The sequence below is a fragment of the Pontibacter sp. Tf4 genome (genome assembly GCF_014212495.1).
Classification (GTDB): domain Bacteria; phylum Bacteroidota; class Bacteroidia; order Cytophagales; family Hymenobacteraceae; genus Pontibacter.
In genome coordinates this window covers 26,005-47,894 of sequence record NZ_JACKZC010000008.1, presented here as the reverse complement: position 1 = coordinate 47,894, position 21,890 = coordinate 26,005, and the positions used below count along the sequence as shown (strand labels likewise).

The window sequence follows — 21,890 nt, the reverse complement described above, 5'->3', positions numbered from 1 at the left end:
TCTTCTTTTATACTTATTCCTTTTTAATTTTTAGTGCGCTTATACCTGTTCAGGTAGCCCATTACGTTTCTGCATTACATGAAATACTACATTATAGCTGGCGAGCGATCAGGTGATTTGCATGGTTCCAATCTTATAAAGGAGCTTCGGAAGAAAGACCCGGACGCGGAGATACGCGGCTGGGGCGGCGACATGATGCAGGCCGCCGGCATGGACCTGGTGCGCCATTACCAGGACATGGCCTTTATGGGCTTTGCCGAAGTGATCAAGAATCTCCGCAAAATTTTCGGTTACCTGAAAGAAGCGAAAGCCGACATCGCCAACTATAAACCTGATGTGGTGATACTGGTAGATTATGCTGGTTTCAACATGCGCATCGCCAGGTTTGCCAAAAGCCGCGGGCTAAAGGTTTTCTATTACATTTCCCCGAAGATCTGGGCCTGGAACCAGGGCCGCGCGCACAAAATCAAAAAAGTAGTGGACCGCATGTTCGTGATCATGCCGTTTGAGAAGGATTTCTACAAGCGCTTCGATTACGACGTGGATTACATTGGTAACCCGGTTTCTGATTCGGTAACTGACCATGTGGCGAACCCAGATTTCAGAGGTAAAAATAAGCTATATAATTCCAAGCCTATCGTGGCTATACTTCCGGGCAGCCGTGCCCAGGAAATAGAGAACATGCTCGAAGTAATGCTGAGTGTACTTCCGTCGTTCCGTGATTACCAGTTTATAGTTGCCGGTGTGTCTACGTTTGGCAAAGACTACTACGAGCAATATAACAAAGACAAGAACATTAAAATAGTATACGACCAGACCTACGACCTGCTTTCGCATTCGGTAGCAGCTTTGGTTACATCCGGCACAGCCACTTTAGAAACAGCCCTGTTTAATGTGCCGCAGGTGGTATGCTACAAGACTAGCAAACTCTCTTACACCATCGGTAAGTGGGTGATCAAAGTGCCTTATATTTCGCTGGTAAACCTGATTGCTGGCAAGCAAGTAGTTACCGAACTGATTCAGGACGAATTTACAGGTAAGCAGGTAACAGCCGAGCTAAAAAGCATCCTCTTCGACAAAGCCTTCATCAAAAAGCAAAAAGATGGTTACGCCCTCGTACGCGAGAAAATAGGAGAGTACCGCACCGCTGAACGCGCCGCTGAATTGATGGTGGAGTATTTGAAGGGGTAGGGGTTATAGTCCTGATATAAAAATTAGGCCCACATTTTACTATGCATAGTATAATGTGGGCCTGACTATGTGTAGTTAGTTTGATCTACGATGTAGCCTTCTTAATATCATAACCTGTTGCTGTTACAATTAACTGCTCTGTATGTAAGTAGATGTCATCTAAGGAAGTCAATTCGTGTCTGGTTTCTTTTCTGTTTTCATCAAACAACACAATACTTTTCTTAATACCTTCCAGGAATAGTCTGCAAACTGGCTTTCTGTTATTATCATCTACCAGTACGCTGAAATAACTTTGTGCATCCCGATAAACGATTCTGTTTACGTCTAACTGTGTTATAAGAATAGAGCGAACAATATAAAATGCTTCTTTCTCAAGCTCTGTAGTAACAACCTTGTTTTCTGTGGTTTCTTCAGGTAGTAAAGCATCTTTTTCAGGCGTTGGAGATACAGTATCAGCAAAATCTCGCTGGGCCTCATTTTGAAGAGCTGATTTTAATCTGTCAGATATTAAATCACTTACATACTGATTTAGCGCCTTCTTAACTATACCAGTGAATTGCTCCATTACCTTTGCAGTAAGTACTCCTGAATGTATCTGCTTAGCAAAGTGGCGGACAAAAGCATCTGTTGGATTATTCATTTCTTCCAACATTATCTTTTTGATTTCTCTGTTGTATTTCAACTCTGTGGCGGCATTTAATATCTTGTCGATATCGAAAGAGTTCTTGTGGTACTTTTTCAGTTCCGCAACAGTAACATCAGTAATTTCAGTGATATTAAACTCCCAAAATGGCTTATCATCCATTTTATTAGGCTCTATTAAATCAGTGTAGAACTTATAGGTTATGCCATTGGTAAGGATACCAAACTTGGAAGTAGTGACATGAAAATAGCGGTGAAGCTGGCTGTTATGAACATTCAAATCTTCTTTCCAGTGTTTGCATTCAATTATGATAACAGGCTTTTCATCCTTGAAGATGCAGTAATCAACCTTCTCACCTTTCTTAATTCCTAAATCTGCTATGAATTCAGGAACTACCTCATGAGGGTTAAAGACATCATAACCTAAAGCCGCTATGAAGGGCATAATAAATGCATTTTTTGTAGCTTCTTCAGTCTGAATGCTGTTTTGAAGCCGGCCTACCTTTTCAGATAGCGCTTTGATGATGTCTATAAAGTCCATTTTCTTTTGATTATAGTTAGCAATTATTCAATATACAGGATTTGAAATGTAATCGCAATAAAAATCAAATATTTTAATGGAATTTTAATATAATAAAGTGTTGTATCCCGACAGTTTAGCGCCAGCGTAACTTGTGGCTAACTATGGTGCCAGTTTGTAACTGGCGTATCAACCTTAAACTATAGTTTTGGCAGTTGCAAACTGCCGCCAAATACAACCACCAGTTACCGCTGCGCTCAAAATGGCGGTATGGTTACTCTTCAGTAAACACCAGCTAGTTTTCCAGTTGGCAAGCTTATGCTTTACAAATAAATGCGTGTTTCTGATAAAAGCTTCAAGCCTATACTTACTGGTTGGTTAGAATATGTAATTCAATTCTGCTAAACCGGGAAAACTCTTGGCTATTCTTGCTACTTTTGCACCCTGTTAATAGTAAAAGTATCAGCTTGCCGCCTTCCTTACCTCCCCAAAATAGCTTCTTTACCCCATTTAAAGAATCGATAGAGCGTTTTGCTTTACCTGATACGTTTATGGATCCTTTTAACTATAAACCGCACCCTATCAGCTTACTGGCATCCAGAGAGCTACAGGATTACCTTAGTAAGCAGAAGGAGTGGGAGCATAACTTCGGGCTGAACGATAGCTGTGAAGGCAGGATCATTGGTAAAATGTTTGGGGTGTTGGTCGTCAGAACGGCCCAGCATGAGGTCGGATACCTGGCAGCCTTTTCGGGTAAACTGGCAGGAGGTTATCATCATGCAAAGTTCGTTCCCCCGGTATATGATGCCCTTAAAGAAGGCAGCTTTCTAAACGTCGGAATGAAGGAGCTTACACAAATAAGCAAGCAGATAAAGGAACTACAGGAAGAGCTGGCCGATAACAAGGAGATGATCGGTATGCTTCATCAGTTGCGTAAAACGACATCTGTTGCGTTACAGGCTAAACTTTTTGACCAATATCATTTCCTGAACCAGGCTGGGCAAGAAAAAAGCCTGCGCACGATCTTTCAAAAACAATTCAACAACAACCCGCCTGCCGGGGCCGGTGAATGCGCTGCTCCCAAACTATTACACTATGCTTTCCGGCACCAGATGCAGCCTTTAGCTTTGGCAGAGTTCTGGTGGGGGCAATCCCCTAAATCAGCTACCTGGAAACACGGCCATTTTTACCCTTCCTGCCAGGAAAAATGTGCTCCTATACTGGCGCATATGCTTGAAGATATGGTTACAGACCTGCAACCGACGTAAAACCTAAACCCAAACTAAATAATTAGAAGAACGCTACGGTTCTCAATCTTCCGTAAACTCCAGCAAGTCTCCTGGTTGGCAATCCAGGGCTTTACAAATAGCTTCCAGGGTACTGAAACGCACCGCTTTGGCTTTACCGGTTTTTAGGATCGACAGGTTTGAGAGCGTAATATCCACTTTCTCCGACAGCTCGTTCAGCGACATTTTCCGTTTAGCCATCATCACATCCAGGTTCACAACTATAGGCATGGTTTAAACGGTTAGCTCGTTTTCGGACTGAATCTCAACGCCGCGCTTAAAGATCTGGGCAATTATAAATACCAGGCCTGCTATAAATAAATACTCGCCTCCATTGCCGCTGCTCAGCAATTCGCCTGTGCTTTTTGCCAGCCATTTGCTGTGCGCACTGCTTAGCTGCAGCACAACCCAACTGCCCAGCAAAACATAACTGATGGCTGCTACTCTGCCTGCCACTTCAGCTGTAAAAGGGTTCTGCAAATTAACCTTAGACAGTGTCTGGATAACCAGGTAAGCGATATAGGCTTTCATAGCAGACAAAGCAACTATAAATGAATAATGTAAACTATAGTTGTAGAAACTCGACTGGCGAAGGTCATACAAGTTCAGGCCCTTATATAAATTTTGTGCAGCAATGGGTTTGAAGTAGCTCAGTATGTAGGTAAAAAGCAGCGCGCCTGTTTTTATCAGTAGGCCTATAAACACAATCCAAGCCAGTACGTGCATGATAGTCAGGATCGTCTGCGTCTGGGTTTTGGTATGCTTTTCCATAGTTGTCGGGTTTTATAGTTTATGTTCTAAGTATAAATAATATTTATTGATAAACAATAAATATTATTTGATTTATGGCAAACTATCTAAAATTTGATTTAAACATCAACATAACCTAAGCCAGTGAGTAGAGTATTTACCTGCATACTATAGTTGTTAACTATAAACTAATTAACACCCGATGAAAACCGAAAAACAGAAAATGCTGGCCGGTGAGTTGTACGATGCACTCGACCCACAACTTTCAGAAGAGCGAACGAAGGCAAGGCTGCTCCTACAACAACTCAACAACTCCCGCGAAGATTACCCCATCGAACGTGCCCGCATTTTAAGAGAGCCTTACCTAACACTGGCTAAGGCTTATAGTCTGCATAGTATTTTTATATTTAATGGCAAGGGACTTAATATAGTCCTCTGAGTTTAATGGATAGATAAAATAATTACCTCTGTTTTATTAATTGATAAATGGTATCCAAAAGCTAGTTGTGAATTAATGATCTTGAATATAAGCACATTATATATCTATGGAAGCTGAGAAAATTCCTGAGTTTAATTATATCAAAACCTACATTGATGAAAGGGAGCTCATAGACTCTCTTATTGTTGAGGGGCATGAGGATAAAATCAATTATAATCTTTTTTCAAATCTAATTTATCAGCCTGTAGGAGACCATGAATATAATAAGTACAAAGGATTTTTTATTGGTAAACACCTTTTGAGAGAAAGTCTTGGTTTTGATAAGACAACTAAACCGGGCGATTTTGACATTATTATAATACCATTTTCAGGTGAAAAAGTATTCTTTGAAAGATCGTGTGCTATAGAAGTTAAAGTAGTTAGACCAACAAGAAGAAATCCTAAGAGAAATGCGAACTCTATAGGGGAAGAGCAGGTTTATGGACTAATAAATGATGGTTTTCCATTAGTAGGGCTTATACATATTTGCATGCCAGAACCATTGAATGAAAATGAAAAGATAAAGCAAAGGTATATTACAGGAGGAGTAGGTGAAAATGCTAGCAAGGTACCTCTAGATGAAAGAGAAGCTGTAGATGTTCTTTTCGATCATTTAGCAATCGTTTCATTAGATAATCAAATGAGACGACTTGTAAGCAGGGGCTTCCCTAAATATGTGGGTTTAAAAACAGTAGGGTTAAATATAGAAAAGGATTATTCAAAGATGCTAACCTTCTCATTTTATTTTAATACTCAATATGAAGCTGGTTATTTTAATCCTAGAACATCAGCACAAACTATAAGTAAAATTAGGACCTATTGGGAGGCTAATAAAGAGAGGTTTATCAAAGCTAAAAAGTAGTGCGTTTTTATTGCTATGATATGTAGAGACAGGTGCACGCAAATAGGTATTTTCTTAGAAAGCTAGTTCTATATAGTTGTACGACGTACTCAATAATTATCTGTAGCTGTGTTTCTGACTTAGAGTGTAACAATTACACCTGAATTGTGAATAAGGGTAAAATTTACATATATTTACCTTTGTATTTGTCGTGAGTATAAATGCTACTCTTATATGCCACAGTTTAACAGACACAAACCTTACAATGATTTGCCTCTGTTACCACCACAAATAGAGTTGGAAACAAAAGAGGTCTTACGGAAAACAATAACCGCCAGCAGAGCACTCGCTCAGCTAGATGGAGCAATTATCAACTTGCCCAATCCTACGCTGTTTTTAGATACAATTCACCTACAAGAAGCAAAGGCGAGCTCTGAGATAGAGAATATTATAACCACCAATGATGATCTTTATAAAGCGGTAGTTGCTGATCTGAAATATGAAAATGCCGCAGCCAAAGAAGTAATAGGTTATAAGGATGCCTTGTGGTATGGATTTAAGAAACTAGAGTCACGGCCCTTTATTACAACTAACCTGTGCATTGAGATTATGCAATGTATAAAGCAGAACACATCGAGTATTCGGTCAACGCCAGGTACTACACTGTCTAATGCAAAAGGCGAGATAATTTATACCCCACCAGCCGGTGAAGATATTATTCGGGAAAAGCTCACGAATCTGGAGCTGTTCATTAATGAGGACAGCTCTTTAGATCCGCTGATCAAAATGGCGCTTATGCATTACCAGTTTGAGGCCATACACCCGTTTATAGATGGCAACGGGCGTACTGGAAGAATTTTACTGCTGCTGTATCTCAAGTTGACAAACCTATTACATGTACCTGCATTATTCTTAAGTGAATATATAATACAGCACAAAGTTGATTATTATGAGCGGTTAAGAGCTGTAACTGAAGAACACGACTGGGAAGGGTGGATAATGTACATGCTGGATATGATTGAGAAAACCGCAACAAGTGGTTTACACAAATTAGAAAGTATTATAAATGTAATGAAGGATACAGCAGATGAGATCAAAGAAAAACTCCCGAAAGTGTATTCAAAAGAGCTAATTGAAATATTGTTCAGATTGCCGTATACCAAGCGTCAGTTTCTAATTGATGCAAATATGGGTACACCAAAAACAGTAGGGAATTATCTCATAGCACTCGAAACAGAAGGCTTTTTGAAATCAACTAAAGTAGGGAAGGAAAAACTATACTTGAACCAGCGATTGATGGCTGTGCTTGAAACTAAAGTGCAACTATAACCTAATCCCACGTACAATACCTCATGCAAACTGAAAAAGAGAAAATGCTAACGGGTGAGTTGTACGATGCGCTCGACCCACAACTATCAGAAGAGCGGATAAAGGCAAGGCTGCTGCTGCAACAGCTCAACAACTCCCGCGAAGATTACCCCATTGAGCGAAGCCGCATTTTAAAAGAGCTGATACCCAACGCCGGCGAAGGCCTGTGGCTGCAACCACCTTTCTACTGCGATTATGGCTACAATATTATAGTTGGCGACAAGGTGTTTTTTAACTTTAACTGCGTAGTGCTGGATGTAATGCCGGTAACTATAGGCAGCCGCACACTTTTCGGACCGAATGTGCAGATCTATACTGCTACGCACCCACTAAATTATAAAGAACGCGCCACCGGACTGGAATCTGCCAAACCCATAACGATAGGCGAAGACGTCTGGATAGGCGGCAGTGTAGTGATTTGTCCCGGCGTAACCATCGGCGACAGAAGCGTAATAGGTGCCGGAAGTGTGGTTGCCAAAGATATTCCGGCCGGTGTGTTTGCTGCCGGAAATCCGTGTAAAGTAATCCGCGAGCTGGATTAACCCGGAATTATAGTTACCTTAACTATAGCCGACAACTATAGCATTATGCAGCAACTCAGCGTACGCGAACTTCAATCTGAAGACATTCCTCTCATCGCCGATTACTGGCTGACCTCTGAACCTGATTTCCTAGTTGGTATGGGCGTGGACCTGGCCAAAGTACCTTCACGCGGAGACCTGACTGCCATGCTTACACAGCAACTGGGCTTGCCAGTGAACGAACGGATGAGCTATGCGCTGATCTGGCTGGAAAATGACAGGCCGGTAGGGCACAGCAACGTGAACAGGATCGAGTTCGGTGAGGCGGCGTACATGCACCTGCATTTGTGGCAACCGGCGCTCCGGCAAAGAGGCGCTGGAACCGAACTGATTAAAAAATCGCTACCATTCTATTTCGAAAACCTGCAGCTCAAAACGCTTTACTGCGAGCCTTATGCACTTAACCCTGCTCCGAATAAAACACTGGCTAAAACAGGTTTCGAGTTTGTAAAGCGGCACACAACTATACCCGGAACTATAAATTTTGAACAGGAAGTAAACCGCTGGCAGCTTACCCGAGAGGCTTACGAACAATTTCAGGCAGGTAAACTATAGCGCATTGGTCCGAACTATAGTTGGGTCATTGCCTGGCTGCGTCCTGCTTCAGCCTTTTTATTTCAATCTCTGTTTTTCCTTTGTAGATCTTCGCGGAAGCTGTATCTGCTTTGTACTGATAGTAATACTGCCCTTCATAGGCAATGTAGTAGCCGGTTTCGGGGTCGTATACCTTGCCCATGTTGGGGTAAACCCAGAGGCCAGTGCTCGGGTCTGTTACGCGTGTTTTGGTTGCATCGAGGGCGTTTGGCATTGGCACCGGCATGGTATTGGCAGAGTCTGTAGCCGACAAGCTCAGTTTTGCGGTGTTGGTTTTCAGAAAGTACTCAAATCGCTTTACAAAGGTATGCAGCTCGTGGGTTGGAGCCTGCGCGTTAGAGCTTAGGGCAAGTAGTAAAACAAGAACTATAGTTGTCAGCGCTTTCTTCATAAGTCCGGGTATTTGCGGGCATAGCATCCAGCCAATTTTAAGTCTACTATAAATTTAAAAAAAAGAGCCCTTTGTAGCAACAAAAGGCTCTTTCCGCAGATAGGGGTAAGGCTATAGTTTAGTTATGATTTTGCAGGAGCGGGTGTAAAGCGCTCTACTTTGTTCTTTTTAGGCTCTATGGTACGCAGGTACTGGTAAATGGCGCGCAGGTCTTCTTCTTTCATGCCGGCATACATGGCCCAGGGCATAATGGTGTTAAAGTCGTTCGGGCCAAGTTTCCGGTTGGCAACAGCAGGGTCAAGGTGCTGCTTAAAGCGGTTCACAAATGCCTGTTCGGTCCAGTTACCAATGCCGGTTTCTTTATCCGGGGTAATATTAGTGGAGCGCAGTGTGCCCGAAGGCAGCTTAAACTCAAAACCACCGGCCAGTTCTTTGCCCGCTATGGGAGTACCTTTTTCGGCAGGGGTGTGGCAGTCGTTGCAGGAGGCAATGGTTACCAGGTATTTTCCTCTCGATAGCTGGTCTTCGGCCACCGTGTTTATCTTATTGGCAGGCGTTGCCGGCATAGTGCGCAGGATCAGGTTCATTGGGAAATCGGCATCAGAAGCAGGTATCTCATTCCGGATCGGGTGCAGCGTGCGCAGGTAGGCAATAATGGCGTACACATCCTGCTCCTGCATCTGGCTGAACGATTTATAAGGCATTACCGGGAAAAGCGGGTCACCATCTTTGTTTACGCCGGCTGTAATGGCGCGGTAAATTTCGCCGTCGGTCCAGTTGCCAATGCCGGTCTCTTTATCAGGGGTGATGTTTCTGGCATAAAATACGCCCGGAAACCCCATGGAATGGTCGAAGCGGTCGCCGCCTTTGCCTTCGGTACCCGGTGTTACAGGACCAGCAAAACGAGACCAGTCGCGCTGGGAGTGGCAGTCGACGCAAACAGCTACGTGGTTGGCCAGGTACTCGCCGCGCTCTACCAAAGCAGGAGTGGCTTTTACGGTAATAGTAGGAGCAGCATCTACGTTAGGGAAGGCGTACTGCATGTAAATTACGCCGGCTGCTATAACTGCCAGTATGGCTACTACAACATAGCCGGCAATTCTGAAAAACTTTCTCATAGTGTGCGGTGATGATGGTGATTGATAGAACTATAGTATTAGTTAATTGTGAAATTTCAGTATAAAATATGAATGTTGCAACTATAGTATACCGAAAGTTCTATATTACTTAGTAAATGTTGCTCCCGAACTGGTAGACACAAATAAAAAAACCGCAGGCGTTTAGCTGCGGCTTTCAATAATTTTCAAAAAAGCTGGTCAAACTATAGTTGCGGGATCACTTCGTTTAGCACAATAGGGTTGGTGGTGTTTATGGAAGTGCTGTTCGTGCAATCTGGTTTCAGGTACTCTCCGGTGCAGTTGTCTTCTACCATGGCATCGGTAAAGAAAACCATGTATACACGGTCGCCCCGTTTCATTTCGCCGTTGCTGGTCAGGCTGGCAAAGTAGGGATAGTATAGCTCAAACTCCTGGCCGGTTACCCTGTAAGGAAAAAAGTGTACAAAGTTTGAGAGCGAGACCGTTTCTTCGTCGTCAAGGTAAAGTTTCAGGCGTATCTCTTTTCCGGCGGGTACCGGCTTGTTCAGTTTTCCTTTCAGTATAAAATACGGGCCTCCCTGTGTTTCGGTGTTTACAGTAACGCTGGCCTCGGTCACATAATAGGTGGAGTGTTCTATAACTCTGGCCACGGGAGCCGGTGTTGAGAAATGTTTGGTGCGCTTATGCTCCACATCGCGTACGTAAGTAGCAGGAAAACCGTCTTTGGTAAATTTAAAACTATAGGTGCCTGACTCCAGGTAAGGGAATACATAGCCGCCTTCGTGGTCGGTAAGGGTGGTTTTGCCTGTTTGCTCCATGGTAACGGTTATGCCTGAAGGGTCCTGTTCTTCGCCATACACGTTGTATACTTTTACGCCGCCGTTTATGCCCTCGGCATTAGGGCCTGAGCCAGGTTCGCGCTCGCAGCTGCTTAGGATAAGGCCTGCTATAGTTGCCGCAACTATAGCCGCAGCTCTTAAAAATGAGTTCATAGGTTAATCAGATTATAATGCCTGTATGCTGATGAGATGTTGTAACTGTAAAAGCTGTTAAGGTAAGGTAAGCGTGAAAGTAACGGCCAGCGAGGGGTTCAGGCCAGCCTCCACTTTATATTCTTTGCCCTCCCAGTAACCATACAGCCGGGCAGCGCCGGGGTAAACCATAAAATAAATCGTGTCTCCCGACGTAAAGCCATAGTTGGTTTTCAGGTCATCTACTGAAATAGAAGGAAGCAACTGCACATTTTCTTCGCCGGTAGATGTAAAGCCTGCAATGCTGTTAAACAGATAATCTTCGTAAGAGACATTGGCTGTTTTGCCAACATAGGTAACCAGCGTAAACTCTTTCCCGGCAGGCACCGCTTCGCTGAGCAACACATTGGCGCGTATCTGGTCATCGTTGTGTACATAAAATTCGGCCCGGTCTACGTAAAAAGATGGCGCCCGCGATATAGAGAAATCCAGCGTTGCCTTCTCCTCGGAAAGATTAAAGTCCTTTTTATAATGCTGCTTAAAACCGGGTTTCGAGATCAGGTAGGTCCACTGGCCATACGGCACATTTGTTATCGTATAATTGCCGTTTTCGTCAACACTGGCTTCCAGGGTGGTGTTACCAACCAGCGCCTGCACCGTTACGCCTTCCGCCGGCTCGGGCTCGTTATATTCGTTGTAAACGTTCACTTTTCCGCTAACGGTACCGCGCAATACTGGCGGTTGATCTTCCGGGTCGGAGCATGCTGTTAGCAGCGTAACAAGCAGTAAAAGAAGGGTATAAGTCTGTTTCATGTGCTATGGAAATTAATGGTGGTCTGAACTGTAGATGTATAGAATTAAAGATTTTGTATAAAATATATAGCTTCTGTCTTATATCTAAAACTGTGCCAAAAAAAGCCGGAGCCCTGCAGATCAGGACTCCGGCTTCCGTAACTATAAACTATAGTTTTATTTAAAGGTATCCTTGCTGTCTACAATCTTTACGTCTTTCACATTCAGTGTATAGTTGGCGATGATGTCGTCTTCGGCCAGTACTTCTTTTGGCAAGCCTTCTTTTACCAGGTTCGAGTAGCTCATCGGCGACGGCGTGTTGTTGAGCAGTGCCTGCTTCAGCGGCTCGGCTTCGCTGTCGTCGGTAACTATGGTTACGTACATGTTCTGCACATCCCAGTACTTTTTCACGGCATCGTTCACTTGCTCTACGGTCAGGTTAGCCAGTAACTGGTCCATCTCTTTCAGGTAATCTTCGCGACCATAAAAGCGTGAGTCCATCATAAAGCCAAGTTGTTTCTCTTCGGTCTGGGCGTATAGTTTCATGTATGATCTCAGAAACTTGCGTGTGAGCTCAAACTCCTGCTCCGTCATGCCATTCTTGATCAGGTTATCTACTTCGCGCATGGCCAGGCGCAGGGCAAAATGGGCATGACCAACGTTAATGTCTTTCAGTTCGGCATACTGCTGCTTCAAACCTTCCGCAATTTGTACCGGACGGATCCAGAGGGCAAAGTAGTTGGATGTACGCGGCACACCCGGGTTTGGCAACTGGAAGCTTCCGCCCTGGTCGTACCACTCAATGTATGAATAGTCGCCATAGTTCATGGAGCGGGTTGTCCGGATCTTGTCGTATAGTTTACCATAGCTCTTGCGGTGCTCCCCCAGAAACGAGTTGGCTACCATCAGGGCAGCAAAATCATCGGCAGAGCGCGTTATAGGCATCGGCGTACCTGTAAATATAGCGGAGCCTAAGGCATCACTTTTCTGAATGATCTCTACCTGCACACCATTCGGCTTGTTTGGCTGACCGGCCAGTGGTATAGTTGGTTTCACATCCGATAACTGCGCCATGTCGGCTTTCAGCTTGTTCAGGAAGTCAGCGCTATAGTTGCCAGCTACGCCTATCATCAGGTTGTTGCGGGTAAACATGTTGCGCCAATGCTTCTTCACGTCCTCCAGGGTAATGTTCGGTACGCTGGCAGATGTGCCTTCTACCATGTGCTGGTAATTGGTACCTCTAAACAACAGGTCTTCCAATGCCTTTTTGCTGTATTCTTCGTCTGATGAAGCCCGGATCACCTGGTCTACAAAGTTCTGCTGGTTCGATTTTACACGTTTAAAATCGTCTTCAGCAAAAGCAGGCTGCAGCATGAGGCCACGCACGATCGGGTAAAAATCGTTCAGGAAATCGCGGTGCACCATAAAAGTAAAAGTAGTTACTTCCTTATCAGTGCTCGCACCATAACCAGCTGCCCATGGATATATTTTTTCACGGATCTGGGTGACGGTCATGTCTTGGGTACCGGAATTGGCAATCATCTGAGCTGTGGCATAGGTTAAGCCTTCCTTGCCTTTCGGATCCGCCATAGAGCCGTTCTTGAACATCAGTTTAATGATGACCTTGTTCGACTGCGGGTTCTGTAACTCTACCACTTTGCCCGGACCAAAAGCGGTGTTGGCATCAAAGGCTACAGGAGCTGTTTCAGTGGTTGTGGTTGTATCGGTGGTTTGCTGGGATGCCTGCGGCTGTTTGGTGCAGGAGGCAGCCAGCAGGGCAACAGGCAGTATATATGCAGCTATTTTTTTCATCTTTTCTCTTTCTAAGTCTGGTTAACTATAAAATTACTTTACAGGCGATTTCTCCGACGGGGCAATGGTGCCTACCGTGAGTGTGGTTGGTGTAAAGTACTTTTTGGCTACATCCATCAGGTCTTTGGCCGTAACAGTGTCGAACACCGCATACATGTTGTTGAGTGCTTCCGGGTTGCCGGTCAGCCAGATGTACTGCGAGAGTGAGTTGGCGATGGCATCGGGGCTGTCCATGCTCATGGCAAAGCTATACTTGATGCGCGATTTGGTATCCGCAATCTTCTGGGCATCTATCGGTTTGGTTTTCGCCTCGTTCAGCACGCGCATCATCTCGTCTTTTACATACTGCATGTCGTTGGCATTTACCACAGAGGCCGAGTAAGAAACAAGGTTTGGGTCGCGGGAGTATTGCGGACCACCGCCAATAAAGCGGGCCTTTTGTTCCTGCACTACCAGTTTGCGGTACAGGTCTGAGTTTTGCGAGAACAGAATATTGGACAGGATGCTCAGCGCCGGCAGGTCTTTACTGTTATCAGAGAAAGCAGGCCCTTTAAATGCCAGCGTTAAATATGGCGGGAAACCCTGCTGCTGCACGTGTGCATAGCGCGTTTGTGTTTGCTTTGGCTCTGTTGCAATATCAGGCTTATAGTTGCCGCGTTTCCAGTTGCCAAAATATTGCTGCGCCAGGTTGTTTACTTTATCCGGCGTTACATCGCCTACAACCAGTATGGTAGTGTATTCGGGGCGGTAAAAGCGATCGAAGAAGGTAAGCGAGTAGTCGTACTGGTTAGGCATGTCTACCACGTCTTCAAAAAAGCCCATGGTGGTGTGCGCGTAGGTGTGCTTGGTAAAGGCAGTGCTAACCAGTTTTTCGTATAGTTGCTGGTAGGGGCTGGCTGAGTTCTTGGTATACTCGCCCTTCACGGCGCCGGCTTCGGTTTTAAAGTCGTGCACGCTGTATTTCAGGTTCTGGAAACGGTCTGCTTCGATCTCGAACATTTTGTCAAGCATGTCGGCGTTGCCGGTCATGTGGTACAGGGTGCGGTCGATGCTGGTGTTGGCGTTGGCGGCAGCGCCCATTTCCTTCATAATGTCGCCGTAGGCTTCGGTGCTGTACTTGTCGGTTCCCCGGAACATCATGTGCTCAAAAAAGTGCGCAAAGCCGGTTTTGCCTTTCTCTACTTCCTCACGCGAGCCGGCTCTTACTACAATATAAAAAGCGGCAATGCCCGGGCTGTTGTAAGGTACGGTTACTACGTTCAGGCCATTGTCAAGCTTTTTCTGGTGGATAGGGTAGGGCAGAATTTTACTGCTTTGCTGGGTTTGCGCTATCACCGCCGAAATGGTGCATAGCACGAGCAGCAGCAGCGCTACTATCTTGTTTCTCATGTTTTATAGGTTTAGTGTGTTATCGTGTAAGTACGTACGGTAATACTACGTTTAAATATAGCGGTTTAGCTTTTTTTGCCCAAAACACTGGCTATAAAGCGCTTTTATATCTATCAACTATCGGGTTTTATCGCTGACCGGCTACATAAAAAAGCCCCGCCTGTTGTGGGCGGGGCTTCTGCAATTTTCTGAACTATAGTTAGACCAGTTCTTTTGGCTTTTCTTCTGTGGCAGGTAGTTCGTCTGCCAGCTCAGGGTTAGTAGTGGCTATTATACCAGTTTCCGGCTGAATATCCAGCTCGCCTTCCCAGCGGGCAACTACGGCAGTAGCAAGACAGTTACCGGTTACATTAATGGAAGTACGGGCCATGTCCATCAGTTCATCTATCCCTAAAATGGCAAATACAGGCCATACCGGAAGATCAAACGAGGCCACTGTACCTAATAAGATAACCAGTGACGCTCTCGGTACGCCGGCCACGCCTTTACTGGTCAGCATCAGGGTAAACACCATCACCAACTGTTGTTCCCAGCTAAGCGGAATACCAGCGGCCTGCGCCACAAACACTGCAGCCAGCGATAAGTACAGGGTTGTTCCATCAAGGTTAAAACTATAGCCGGTCGGCATTACAAAGGCTACGATCTTACGCGGCACACCCAGTTTTTCCATTTCTTCCATGGCGCGTGGCAGGGCAGCCTCGGAGCTGGTAGTAGCAAACGCGATAGACACCGGGCCGGAGATAGCCTTCAGGAAGCGGATGATAGGAACACGGGCGATCAAGGCTATTGGCAATAACACCAGCAACACAAAGGCAAGCAGCGCCACATACAAGGTTGCCAGCAAATGGAACAGGTTTACAAGGATACCAAGCCCCATGTGGCCAACCGTATAAGCGATAGCCGAACCCACACCAACCGGTGCAAAGTACATGATGATGTTCGTGAACTTGAACATAGTTTCAGACAAGCTCTCGCAGAAATCGAGCATTGGCTTGCGCTTTTTCTCGGTTACCATGGCCAGGCCAATGGCAAACAGCACACTGAATACCACGATCTGCAATACCTGCCCTTCGGCTACGGATTTGGCAATGTTCTCTGGGAAAACGTGCAGAATGATATCTGAAGCGGTTTGTTTGGCCGGGGCCGTAATGTCTTCATTTACTTCCGCCAGGTTCATGTCAACGCCTTCGCCGGCCTTGCTGATGTTGATAGCTGCCAAACCGATGAACAGGGCTATAGTTGTAACAACCTCGAAGTAAACCAGCGCTTTCCAGCCCATGCTGCCTACCTGTTTCAGGTTAGAGTGGCCGGCAATACCCACCACCAGCGTGGCAAAAATAAGCGGTGCAATAATTGTTTTTATCAGCTTCAGGAAGACCTTGCTGAGTACGTTGAGGTTGGTTGCAAATTCCGGGAAATCGTAACCGATCTCAATACCCAGAACCATACTGATCAGGATCCAGGTGGTAAGTGACTTTTTCCGGATACCGTACGCCAGCAAAAAGCCGATACAGGTCCAGCGCACAGCCATCAGCACCTCGCCCGGAAGGTTAATGACGTTATAGTACTGCAACACGGTGAGGATAGCTGCTATCGTGATACTTAACAGCGCAGCTACAGGAATAAAAGATAATTTCTTCATAAAGATGAGTGAAGTATAGCACCCGCCAGCGGCAGGTTGCCGGATGTTAAGTAAGTAATAAGCAGCCCATAACGTAGTAAACGCTCATAAACCCACCTGTTAAAACTAAGCAAATATAACCAGATCAAGCGCAACGCCAAAGACAGTTATAGTATAAACTCAATTTTATAGTGTCATTAACCCTTAAGGCGGTGCATCTTATGTTGTGCCTTATCAGTATATTTAGCCTCAGCTAATCCAAACTTATTATTCTGCTATATGCTAACCTGGCGCATCGAGGCCCTGCACCTGAAACTGAAATATACCTGGCGCATAGCCCGCAATGCCAGCGACGAGAAACTGAACTTCCTGGTACAGGTCTCGGACGGAACCTATAGTGGTTTTGGAGAGGCGGCACCCAACATTCGTTACGGCGAGACCCCGGACCTGCTGCTGCAACAGTACCAGGTATTGCTGATGGCGGGGCTGGCCAGTGTAAAATCGATGGAGGAGCTGCTGCAGCTGCTTACCGAGCACCCGCCCGTGAATGCCTTGCGCTTTGCCGTGGAAGCCGCCTACCTGCACTACTACTGCCAGGTAAAACAGGTACCGGTACACCAGCTATTGGGCCAGCCTTTGCCGCACCAGCAGGCTACCTGCTTTTCGTTGCCGATCATGGAAGTGGGGCAGGTGCGCGGGTTTATAAAAAAGCATAACCTGCAGCGTTTTCCGTGTTTAAAGCTAAAAGTGAACAGCGAGCAGGGCGCCGAGCTGCTGCAGGAAGTGCTGGACGTGGTAGAGAAACCCGTGGTGCTGGATGGAAACGAAAGCTGGAAAGACCCCGACGAGCTATTACGCTTTCTGCAGACGATCGACAGGCAACGGGTCTTGTTTATAGAGCAGCCTATGCCCGCCTCCGAAGCCGCCGCCTACGCCCATCTTAAACCGCTCAGCCCGATTCCGTTGGTGGCCGACGAATCTGTGACCGATGATGCGGATTTTTCGATGCTGAAGCAGGAATTTCATGGGGTGAACATAAAGCTGATGAAAGCCGGTGGCTACTTAAATGCCGTGCGCCTGTTGCAGGAAGTGCGCAAACATGGCCTGATGGCGATGATCGGGTGCATGGTGGAGACCAGCCTGGGCATTTGGTGCGCCATGCAGCTTAGCGCCGCCTTCGACTTTGCCGACCTCGATGGCTTCCTGATCCTGGACGATGAGCCTTTTAAGCTGGTACGCGAAGAGCAGGGAATTCTGTACCTGAAGTAAGTTGAATTGTTAAATTGTTGATAGTTAAATTGTTGAATTGTTAGCTGTCTACTGCTCCCTGAAAAAGAGAACCCGACGGCTTGCCGGCACGCCCTGAATTTTTGACAAAGGATTTTTTGACATGGGACAAAAGACCTGCACCTATAGTCTGAACTATAGTTCTATCGGATAACTATAGTTTAAAATGGCTCTGAAGTTACTCATCAACACTGCGCCAACTATAGCCCGGAATCCTGAACAGATAATGATCTAAGATTAACTGTAGAATCCTAAACTAACCAGGCCAAACTATAGCAACTATAGTTGTAACTGCACTACAGACACAACTATAGCAAAGGCATCTCATAAACTATAGCTTCCCAACTATAGCTCCGAAACTATAGTTTGCTTCCGGTCAAATCTCCCATAACCTATGTAAGGCCCGATGCTGGAATCGCTTAACTTTGCATACCAGTCTTCCATGAATAATAAAACATCCTTTCAAAAACCGGCTTCTATAGTTGCCTGAGCTGTTTTTTTCTGAAAATTTAGGTTTTCTTGAAACTAATCTGAAAAAAAACGTGTATTGTGTTTGTACATTAAATGTATGTACATATATTTGCATCATCATTCATATCAACGATGAAGATAGAAGAAGAAATAAAGCAGACAGCATTCAGAAACGAGTATCATAAGGCATACATCAATTTGCTTTATACTTCTAATTTTCTGCAGCAGGAACATGGCAGTATGTTAAAACCGTTTGGCATTACATCGCCACAGTTCAATGTGCTTCGCATTCTGCGTGGGCAATACCCGAAGCCGGCTACCGTTAGCCTGCTGATAGAGCGCATGCTGGATAAGACCTCTAACGCATCGCGGATCGTGGATAAGCTGGAAGCAAAAGAGCTGGTAACCCGCAAACAATGTCCCAACGACCGCCGCACCGTGGATGTGCTGATAACCGAGAAAGGCCTTGACCTGCTGAAACAGCTCGATGCCCTGGATAACGACAACAAAAGCGGCGGCATCTATAACCTGACAGAAGATGAAACCCGGGAGCTTAACCGGATGCTGGATAAAATCAGAGATTAATTAAAATAGTAACCAATACATAACCATAAATTAAAATGAAAAAAGTAGCAATTCTTGCCTCACTTGCCGGTGCCCTGATGATGACGGCTTACGCTGGTAATACAACCAAAACTGAAAATGCTGTAGCCACTACTGAAGTAGCAGCTCCTGCTAAAGGCCGTGTTTACAACGCTGTAATCGAGAAGAGCGAAGTAAAATGGAACGGTAAGAAAATTGGTGGTGAGCACTATGGCGCTATTGCCCTGAAGAGCGGTAACCTTACTGTAGACAAAAACAAAGTAACTGGCGGTAAGTTCGTGATCGACATGAACTCTATCACTGTAGAAGATATTAAAGACGCTGAGTACAACGGCAAACTGGTAGGCCACCTGAAGTCTGACGATTTCTTTGGCGTGGAGAAACACCCTACCGCTACTTTCGAAATCAAGTCGCTTGCCCCGATCGCAAAAGCTGCTGCCGGTAAGCCAAACTATAAAGTAAATGGTCTGTTAACGATCAAAGGCATTACCAAGCCAGTACAGTTCCCGGCTACTATCACAACTAAAAATGGTGTGGTAACAGCTAAGGCTGATGTTACAGTAGACCGTTCTCAGTACGATGTGAAGTATGGCTCTAAGAGCTTCTTCGATAATCTGGGTGATAACGTTATCATGGATGATTTCACTGTATCATTCAATGTAACTGCAAAGCAGTAATTGGAGTAGATAATTAAGGTTTTGATTCCGCCCCGGCGCTCCTTGTAGTGTCGGGGCGGTTTTCTTTCGGGCTAAGCTATAGTTTGTTACCTTTGATATAAACCAAGGATTATAATTAATGCGCGCACTTTATTTTTTCTTACCTATAGTTGCTCTCCTGATGCTATTGTCCGGCTGCGAACCAGAAGCACCTTCGGCACAGCAGATAGTTGACAAAGCCATTGAAGCACACGGCGGTAAAAGATTCGATAAAAGCATCATCCAGTTCCGGCTCCGCGACAAACTCTACCGCTCGCTCCGCGATAACGGCGCCTTTGTGTACAGCCGCACCTTTACCGACACCACGGGCCAGCATGTGCACGATGTGCTGCGCAACAGCGGCTTTACCCGAACTATAGACAACAAGGAAGTGGAGTTACCCGAAGAGCGGAAGCAGGCCTTCAGCAACTCGGTAAACTCCGTGATATACTTTGCGCTGCTGCCTTATTTTTTAAACGATGCGGCCGTGCAGAAAGCGTATTTGGGTGAGGTAACTATAAAGGGAGAGCCTTACTATAAAATTAAAGTAACCTTTGCCCAGGAAGGCGGCGGCCAGGACCACGAAGACGAGTACGTGTACTGGTTCCACAAGCAACACCACACCATGGATTACCTGGCCTATAACTATAAAGAGGACGACGGCAGTTTAGGCACCCGCTTCCGCGAAGCCATAAACCCCCGCACGATCAGCGGCATCCGTTTCCAGGACTATATCAACTATACTTCAGAAGAAAAAGGCCTTAACATCGAAAATTACGATACAGCTTTTGAGGCCGGCAACCTGAAGAAAGTTTCGGATATAAATCTGGAAGAGATAGAAGTAAGGGAGTTGCCGGAGTAAATCTCCTGAACCAGGGTTTACTATGGATGTGTTGTATTGATTTAGATTTTATCCTAAAATCTAAATTTCTGCCTTATCATGTCGAGCATTCTTGAGATGTGAGTAGAAAAGAGCCAGCGTAGCTGTGAGACATCTTATTTGTTCTATAGTAACTATTGTCATTTCGAGTGCAGCGAGAAATCTATCTTAGACTATAGTTTTTGCTCAAGAGCTAACCTTCTATAATTTACTTTGCCTACTATCCGACACAAGCCACTGTATTATAGTTTCCTCCAACCCTGGGAACTCTATAAGCCTACAGTCCTATAGTTAAATTGGCTCCCTCCTGGGCCGGGAGGCCCCGTCTTCGGGCATCGCGCGGTGTATATTTCCTTTGCTCCTGACGTCGCAATGCCCTACAGGCACCGGAAATCTACAAGGCGCTCAACCCAAAGACTGATAACAAGCTCGATAGGTTATGATCTGGCTATAGTTTCCTTTTTCATTCTTGGTTAGGACAGATCTGTTTTTCTCGTGGCTGTAGTTTCTGGGGGCAGGCTGCGCCTACCTGCTCATGGTCTGTAACTATAGAACTATAGTTGTAAACTATAGCAAAGACGCAGACTGTCCCCTTGAGGACAAGTGAGAACGAGAGTTCGAAACTTGCGAGCACAGCTCACAGGGGTGTTAAAGCAGCAACTATAAAACTATAGCTATCAACAGAGCAGTATCAGAAAATTCCCCGCCTTAGATAAGGAGGGGTTAGGGGTGGTTGGACCAACCTTAACTATAGAACTGTGAAAACCACTTATAGCTATAGCCAAAATTCCCCTCTAGGGAGGGGTAGGGGTGGGTTAGTGGGCAAGCATCAAACTATAGCTACCAACTATAGCAGACAATCCTTAAATCCTCGAATCCTGTAAATCCTTGGGGTAGGGGCCCTATTTAAAGATTCAGACAAATTACTCCACTTCAAACTCCGAAGGCAATTCCACAGGCAGCGGTTTGTTTCGGTACCGGATCTGAAGCAGGTAATCGTCTATAGTGTCTTTGTATTCCAGGTGGTAATCTTCGTGCAGGTTTTTGCGGATGAGCTGGATGGTTTTGAGTAGCAAACGCGCTGTAGAAGTATAGAAAACCTTGTAGTAGCTGTCGAACTGGCCGGTATAGTTCCGGAAAATAATGTCCAGGGTATACAGGTGTAGCTCTACTTCGGCTTTCTTATCCTTGGTGATGCGCTTGAACCGGGCAATCTCTTTTACAGCTTTGCGCAGTGCTTTGGCTAAGGCTTTGGTCAGGCTGCGGCCGGTCGCATTCAGCAACAACTCATGTATCACGTCCTGACTTTGTTCCTGCAGTTCCTCCAGCGTCAGTTCGCCCAGTTCGTACGAAAACATGTCATACAGCTCGGCATCGCGGCGCACTGCTTTCAGTAAAAGGGCTTCCTTGTCTTTATCTGAGAGTTGTTTGATGGCTTTCTTGAAGGATGCAGATGGTGCAGGCATAAAACTATAGTTGTATTGGTGCTGCAAAGGTACGTAATTCAGCGTTTTAAGTGAATCTATAGTTGTTGCAATACCAGGAGTAAACAGTGGTAGCCTACTCCAAAGTAACGCAAAGCAAAAGTCCTGATCCAACCAAAATTATTTTGCGGTGTAAAGGTTGAATA

The 21,890-nt window shown here is 45.4% G+C and carries 23 protein-coding genes; 11 read left to right on the top strand and 12 right to left on the bottom strand.

Going from position 1 to position 21,890, the window contains the following annotated elements:
* Positions 1 to 78 precede the first annotated feature (78 nt).
* Positions 79 to 1,191 (top strand): lipid-A-disaccharide synthase, encoded by a 1,113-nt coding sequence (gene lpxB / locus H7F15_RS14065; RefSeq protein WP_185197631.1) that lies wholly within the window; start codon positions 79 to 81, stop codon positions 1,189 to 1,191.
* Positions 1,192 to 1,276: 85 nt separating this feature from the next.
* Here the strand turns inward: lpxB and H7F15_RS14060 are convergent, their stop codons facing one another.
* Positions 1,277 to 2,374, bottom strand: coding sequence for a type I restriction endonuclease (locus tag H7F15_RS14060; protein WP_185197630.1), 1,098 nt, complete (start codon positions 2,372 to 2,374; stop codon positions 1,277 to 1,279).
* 530 nt (positions 2,375 to 2,904) lie between these two features.
* Here H7F15_RS14060 and H7F15_RS14055 point away from each other — a divergent pair.
* The gene (locus H7F15_RS14055) at positions 2,905 to 3,621 is read left to right on the top strand and encodes a pseudouridylate synthase (protein WP_255481255.1); all 717 of its coding nucleotides are present in this window, start codon (positions 2,905 to 2,907) and stop codon (positions 3,619 to 3,621) included.
* Positions 3,622 to 3,663: 42 nt separating this feature from the next.
* Here H7F15_RS14055 and H7F15_RS14050 read toward each other — a convergent pair whose 3' ends face one another.
* Both H7F15_RS14050 and H7F15_RS14045 read right to left on the bottom strand, forming a co-directional pair.
* The gene (locus tag H7F15_RS14050; RefSeq protein WP_185197629.1) at positions 3,664 to 3,870 is read right to left on the bottom strand and encodes a helix-turn-helix transcriptional regulator; all 207 of its coding nucleotides are present in this window, start codon (positions 3,868 to 3,870) and stop codon (positions 3,664 to 3,666) included.
* A 3-nt stretch (positions 3,871 to 3,873) separates the two neighbouring features.
* Positions 3,874 to 4,410, bottom strand: coding sequence for a DUF2975 domain-containing protein (locus tag H7F15_RS14045; RefSeq protein ID WP_185197628.1), 537 nt, complete (start codon positions 4,408 to 4,410; stop codon positions 3,874 to 3,876).
* Positions 4,411 to 4,591: 181 nt separating this feature from the next.
* Here H7F15_RS14045 and H7F15_RS14040 point away from each other — a divergent pair, with 181 nt between their 5' ends.
* From H7F15_RS14040 to H7F15_RS14020, 5 genes are all read left to right on the top strand, one after another.
* The gene (locus H7F15_RS14040) at positions 4,592 to 4,828 is read left to right on the top strand and encodes a maltose acetyltransferase domain-containing protein (RefSeq protein ID WP_185197627.1); all 237 of its coding nucleotides are present in this window, start codon (positions 4,592 to 4,594) and stop codon (positions 4,826 to 4,828) included.
* Positions 4,829 to 4,934: 106 nt separating this feature from the next.
* Positions 4,935 to 5,729, top strand: coding sequence for a hypothetical protein (locus H7F15_RS14035; RefSeq protein ID WP_185197626.1), 795 nt, complete (start codon positions 4,935 to 4,937; stop codon positions 5,727 to 5,729).
* Between the two features lie 213 nt (positions 5,730 to 5,942).
* Positions 5,943 to 7,037, top strand: a complete 1,095-nt coding sequence (locus H7F15_RS14030) for a Fic family protein (RefSeq protein WP_185197625.1) — start codon at positions 5,943 to 5,945, stop codon at positions 7,035 to 7,037.
* 23 nt (positions 7,038 to 7,060) lie between these two features.
* Positions 7,061 to 7,618: a sugar O-acetyltransferase gene (locus H7F15_RS14025; protein ID WP_185197624.1), complete on the top strand. Its 558-nt coding sequence runs from the start codon at positions 7,061 to 7,063 to the stop codon at positions 7,616 to 7,618.
* A gap of 45 nt (positions 7,619 to 7,663) precedes the next feature.
* Positions 7,664 to 8,212, top strand: coding sequence for a GNAT family N-acetyltransferase (locus tag H7F15_RS14020; RefSeq protein ID WP_185197623.1), 549 nt, complete (start codon positions 7,664 to 7,666; stop codon positions 8,210 to 8,212).
* Between the two features lie 25 nt (positions 8,213 to 8,237).
* Here the strand turns inward: H7F15_RS14020 and H7F15_RS14015 are convergent, their stop codons facing one another.
* The 7 genes from H7F15_RS14015 to H7F15_RS13985 all read right to left on the bottom strand — a co-directional run bounded on the left by H7F15_RS14015 (position 8,238) and on the right by H7F15_RS13985 (position 16,345).
* Positions 8,238 to 8,642 (bottom strand): hypothetical protein, encoded by a 405-nt coding sequence (locus H7F15_RS14015; protein WP_185197622.1) that lies wholly within the window; start codon positions 8,640 to 8,642, stop codon positions 8,238 to 8,240.
* A 122-nt stretch (positions 8,643 to 8,764) separates the two neighbouring features.
* Entirely contained in the window at positions 8,765 to 9,760 is a 996-nt protein-coding gene (locus tag H7F15_RS14010) for a c-type cytochrome (protein ID WP_185197621.1), read from the bottom strand.
* Positions 9,761 to 9,963: 203 nt separating this feature from the next.
* On the bottom strand, positions 9,964 to 10,731 hold the full coding sequence (locus H7F15_RS14005) for a carboxypeptidase-like regulatory domain-containing protein (protein WP_185197620.1): 768 nt from the start codon (positions 10,729 to 10,731) through the stop codon (positions 9,964 to 9,966).
* Positions 10,732 to 10,788: 57 nt separating this feature from the next.
* The gene (locus tag H7F15_RS14000) at positions 10,789 to 11,523 is read right to left on the bottom strand and encodes a carboxypeptidase-like regulatory domain-containing protein (protein ID WP_185197619.1); all 735 of its coding nucleotides are present in this window, start codon (positions 11,521 to 11,523) and stop codon (positions 10,789 to 10,791) included.
* Positions 11,524 to 11,679: 156 nt separating this feature from the next.
* Positions 11,680 to 13,314 (bottom strand): pitrilysin family protein, encoded by a 1,635-nt coding sequence (locus H7F15_RS13995; RefSeq protein WP_185197618.1) that lies wholly within the window; start codon positions 13,312 to 13,314, stop codon positions 11,680 to 11,682.
* 33 nt (positions 13,315 to 13,347) lie between these two features.
* Positions 13,348 to 14,703, bottom strand: coding sequence for a pitrilysin family protein (locus tag H7F15_RS13990; RefSeq protein ID WP_185197617.1), 1,356 nt, complete (start codon positions 14,701 to 14,703; stop codon positions 13,348 to 13,350).
* 199 nt (positions 14,704 to 14,902) lie between these two features.
* On the bottom strand, positions 14,903 to 16,345 hold the full coding sequence (locus H7F15_RS13985; protein ID WP_185197616.1) for a dicarboxylate/amino acid:cation symporter: 1,443 nt from the start codon (positions 16,343 to 16,345) through the stop codon (positions 14,903 to 14,905).
* Positions 16,346 to 16,603: 258 nt separating this feature from the next.
* On the opposite strand from H7F15_RS13985, the gene H7F15_RS13980 reads away from it, so the two are divergent.
* The 4 genes from H7F15_RS13980 (at position 16,604) to H7F15_RS13965 (ending at position 20,242) form a co-directional block, all read left to right on the top strand.
* A complete protein-coding gene (locus tag H7F15_RS13980) occupies positions 16,604 to 17,593 on the top strand; it encodes an enolase C-terminal domain-like protein (RefSeq protein ID WP_185197615.1) in 990 nt (329 codons plus the stop codon).
* Positions 17,594 to 18,214: 621 nt separating this feature from the next.
* Positions 18,215 to 18,667, top strand: coding sequence for a MarR family winged helix-turn-helix transcriptional regulator (locus tag H7F15_RS13975; RefSeq protein WP_185197614.1), 453 nt, complete (start codon positions 18,215 to 18,217; stop codon positions 18,665 to 18,667).
* 35 nt (positions 18,668 to 18,702) lie between these two features.
* Positions 18,703 to 19,362: a YceI family protein gene (locus tag H7F15_RS13970; protein ID WP_185197613.1), complete on the top strand. Its 660-nt coding sequence runs from the start codon at positions 18,703 to 18,705 to the stop codon at positions 19,360 to 19,362.
* 118 nt (positions 19,363 to 19,480) lie between these two features.
* Complete coding sequence (locus H7F15_RS13965) at positions 19,481 to 20,242, top strand: DUF6503 family protein (RefSeq protein WP_185197612.1); 762 nt, start codon at positions 19,481 to 19,483, stop codon at positions 20,240 to 20,242.
* A gap of 481 nt (positions 20,243 to 20,723) precedes the next feature.
* On the opposite strand, the gene H7F15_RS13960 is transcribed toward H7F15_RS13965, so the two are convergent.
* Both H7F15_RS13960 and H7F15_RS13955 read right to left on the bottom strand, forming a co-directional pair.
* Entirely contained in the window at positions 20,724 to 20,894 is a 171-nt protein-coding gene (locus H7F15_RS13960) for a hypothetical protein (RefSeq protein ID WP_185197611.1), read from the bottom strand.
* A 289-nt stretch (positions 20,895 to 21,183) separates the two neighbouring features.
* Complete coding sequence (locus H7F15_RS13955) at positions 21,184 to 21,726, bottom strand: hypothetical protein (RefSeq protein WP_185197610.1); 543 nt, start codon at positions 21,724 to 21,726, stop codon at positions 21,184 to 21,186.
* Positions 21,727 to 21,890 lie beyond the last annotated feature (164 nt).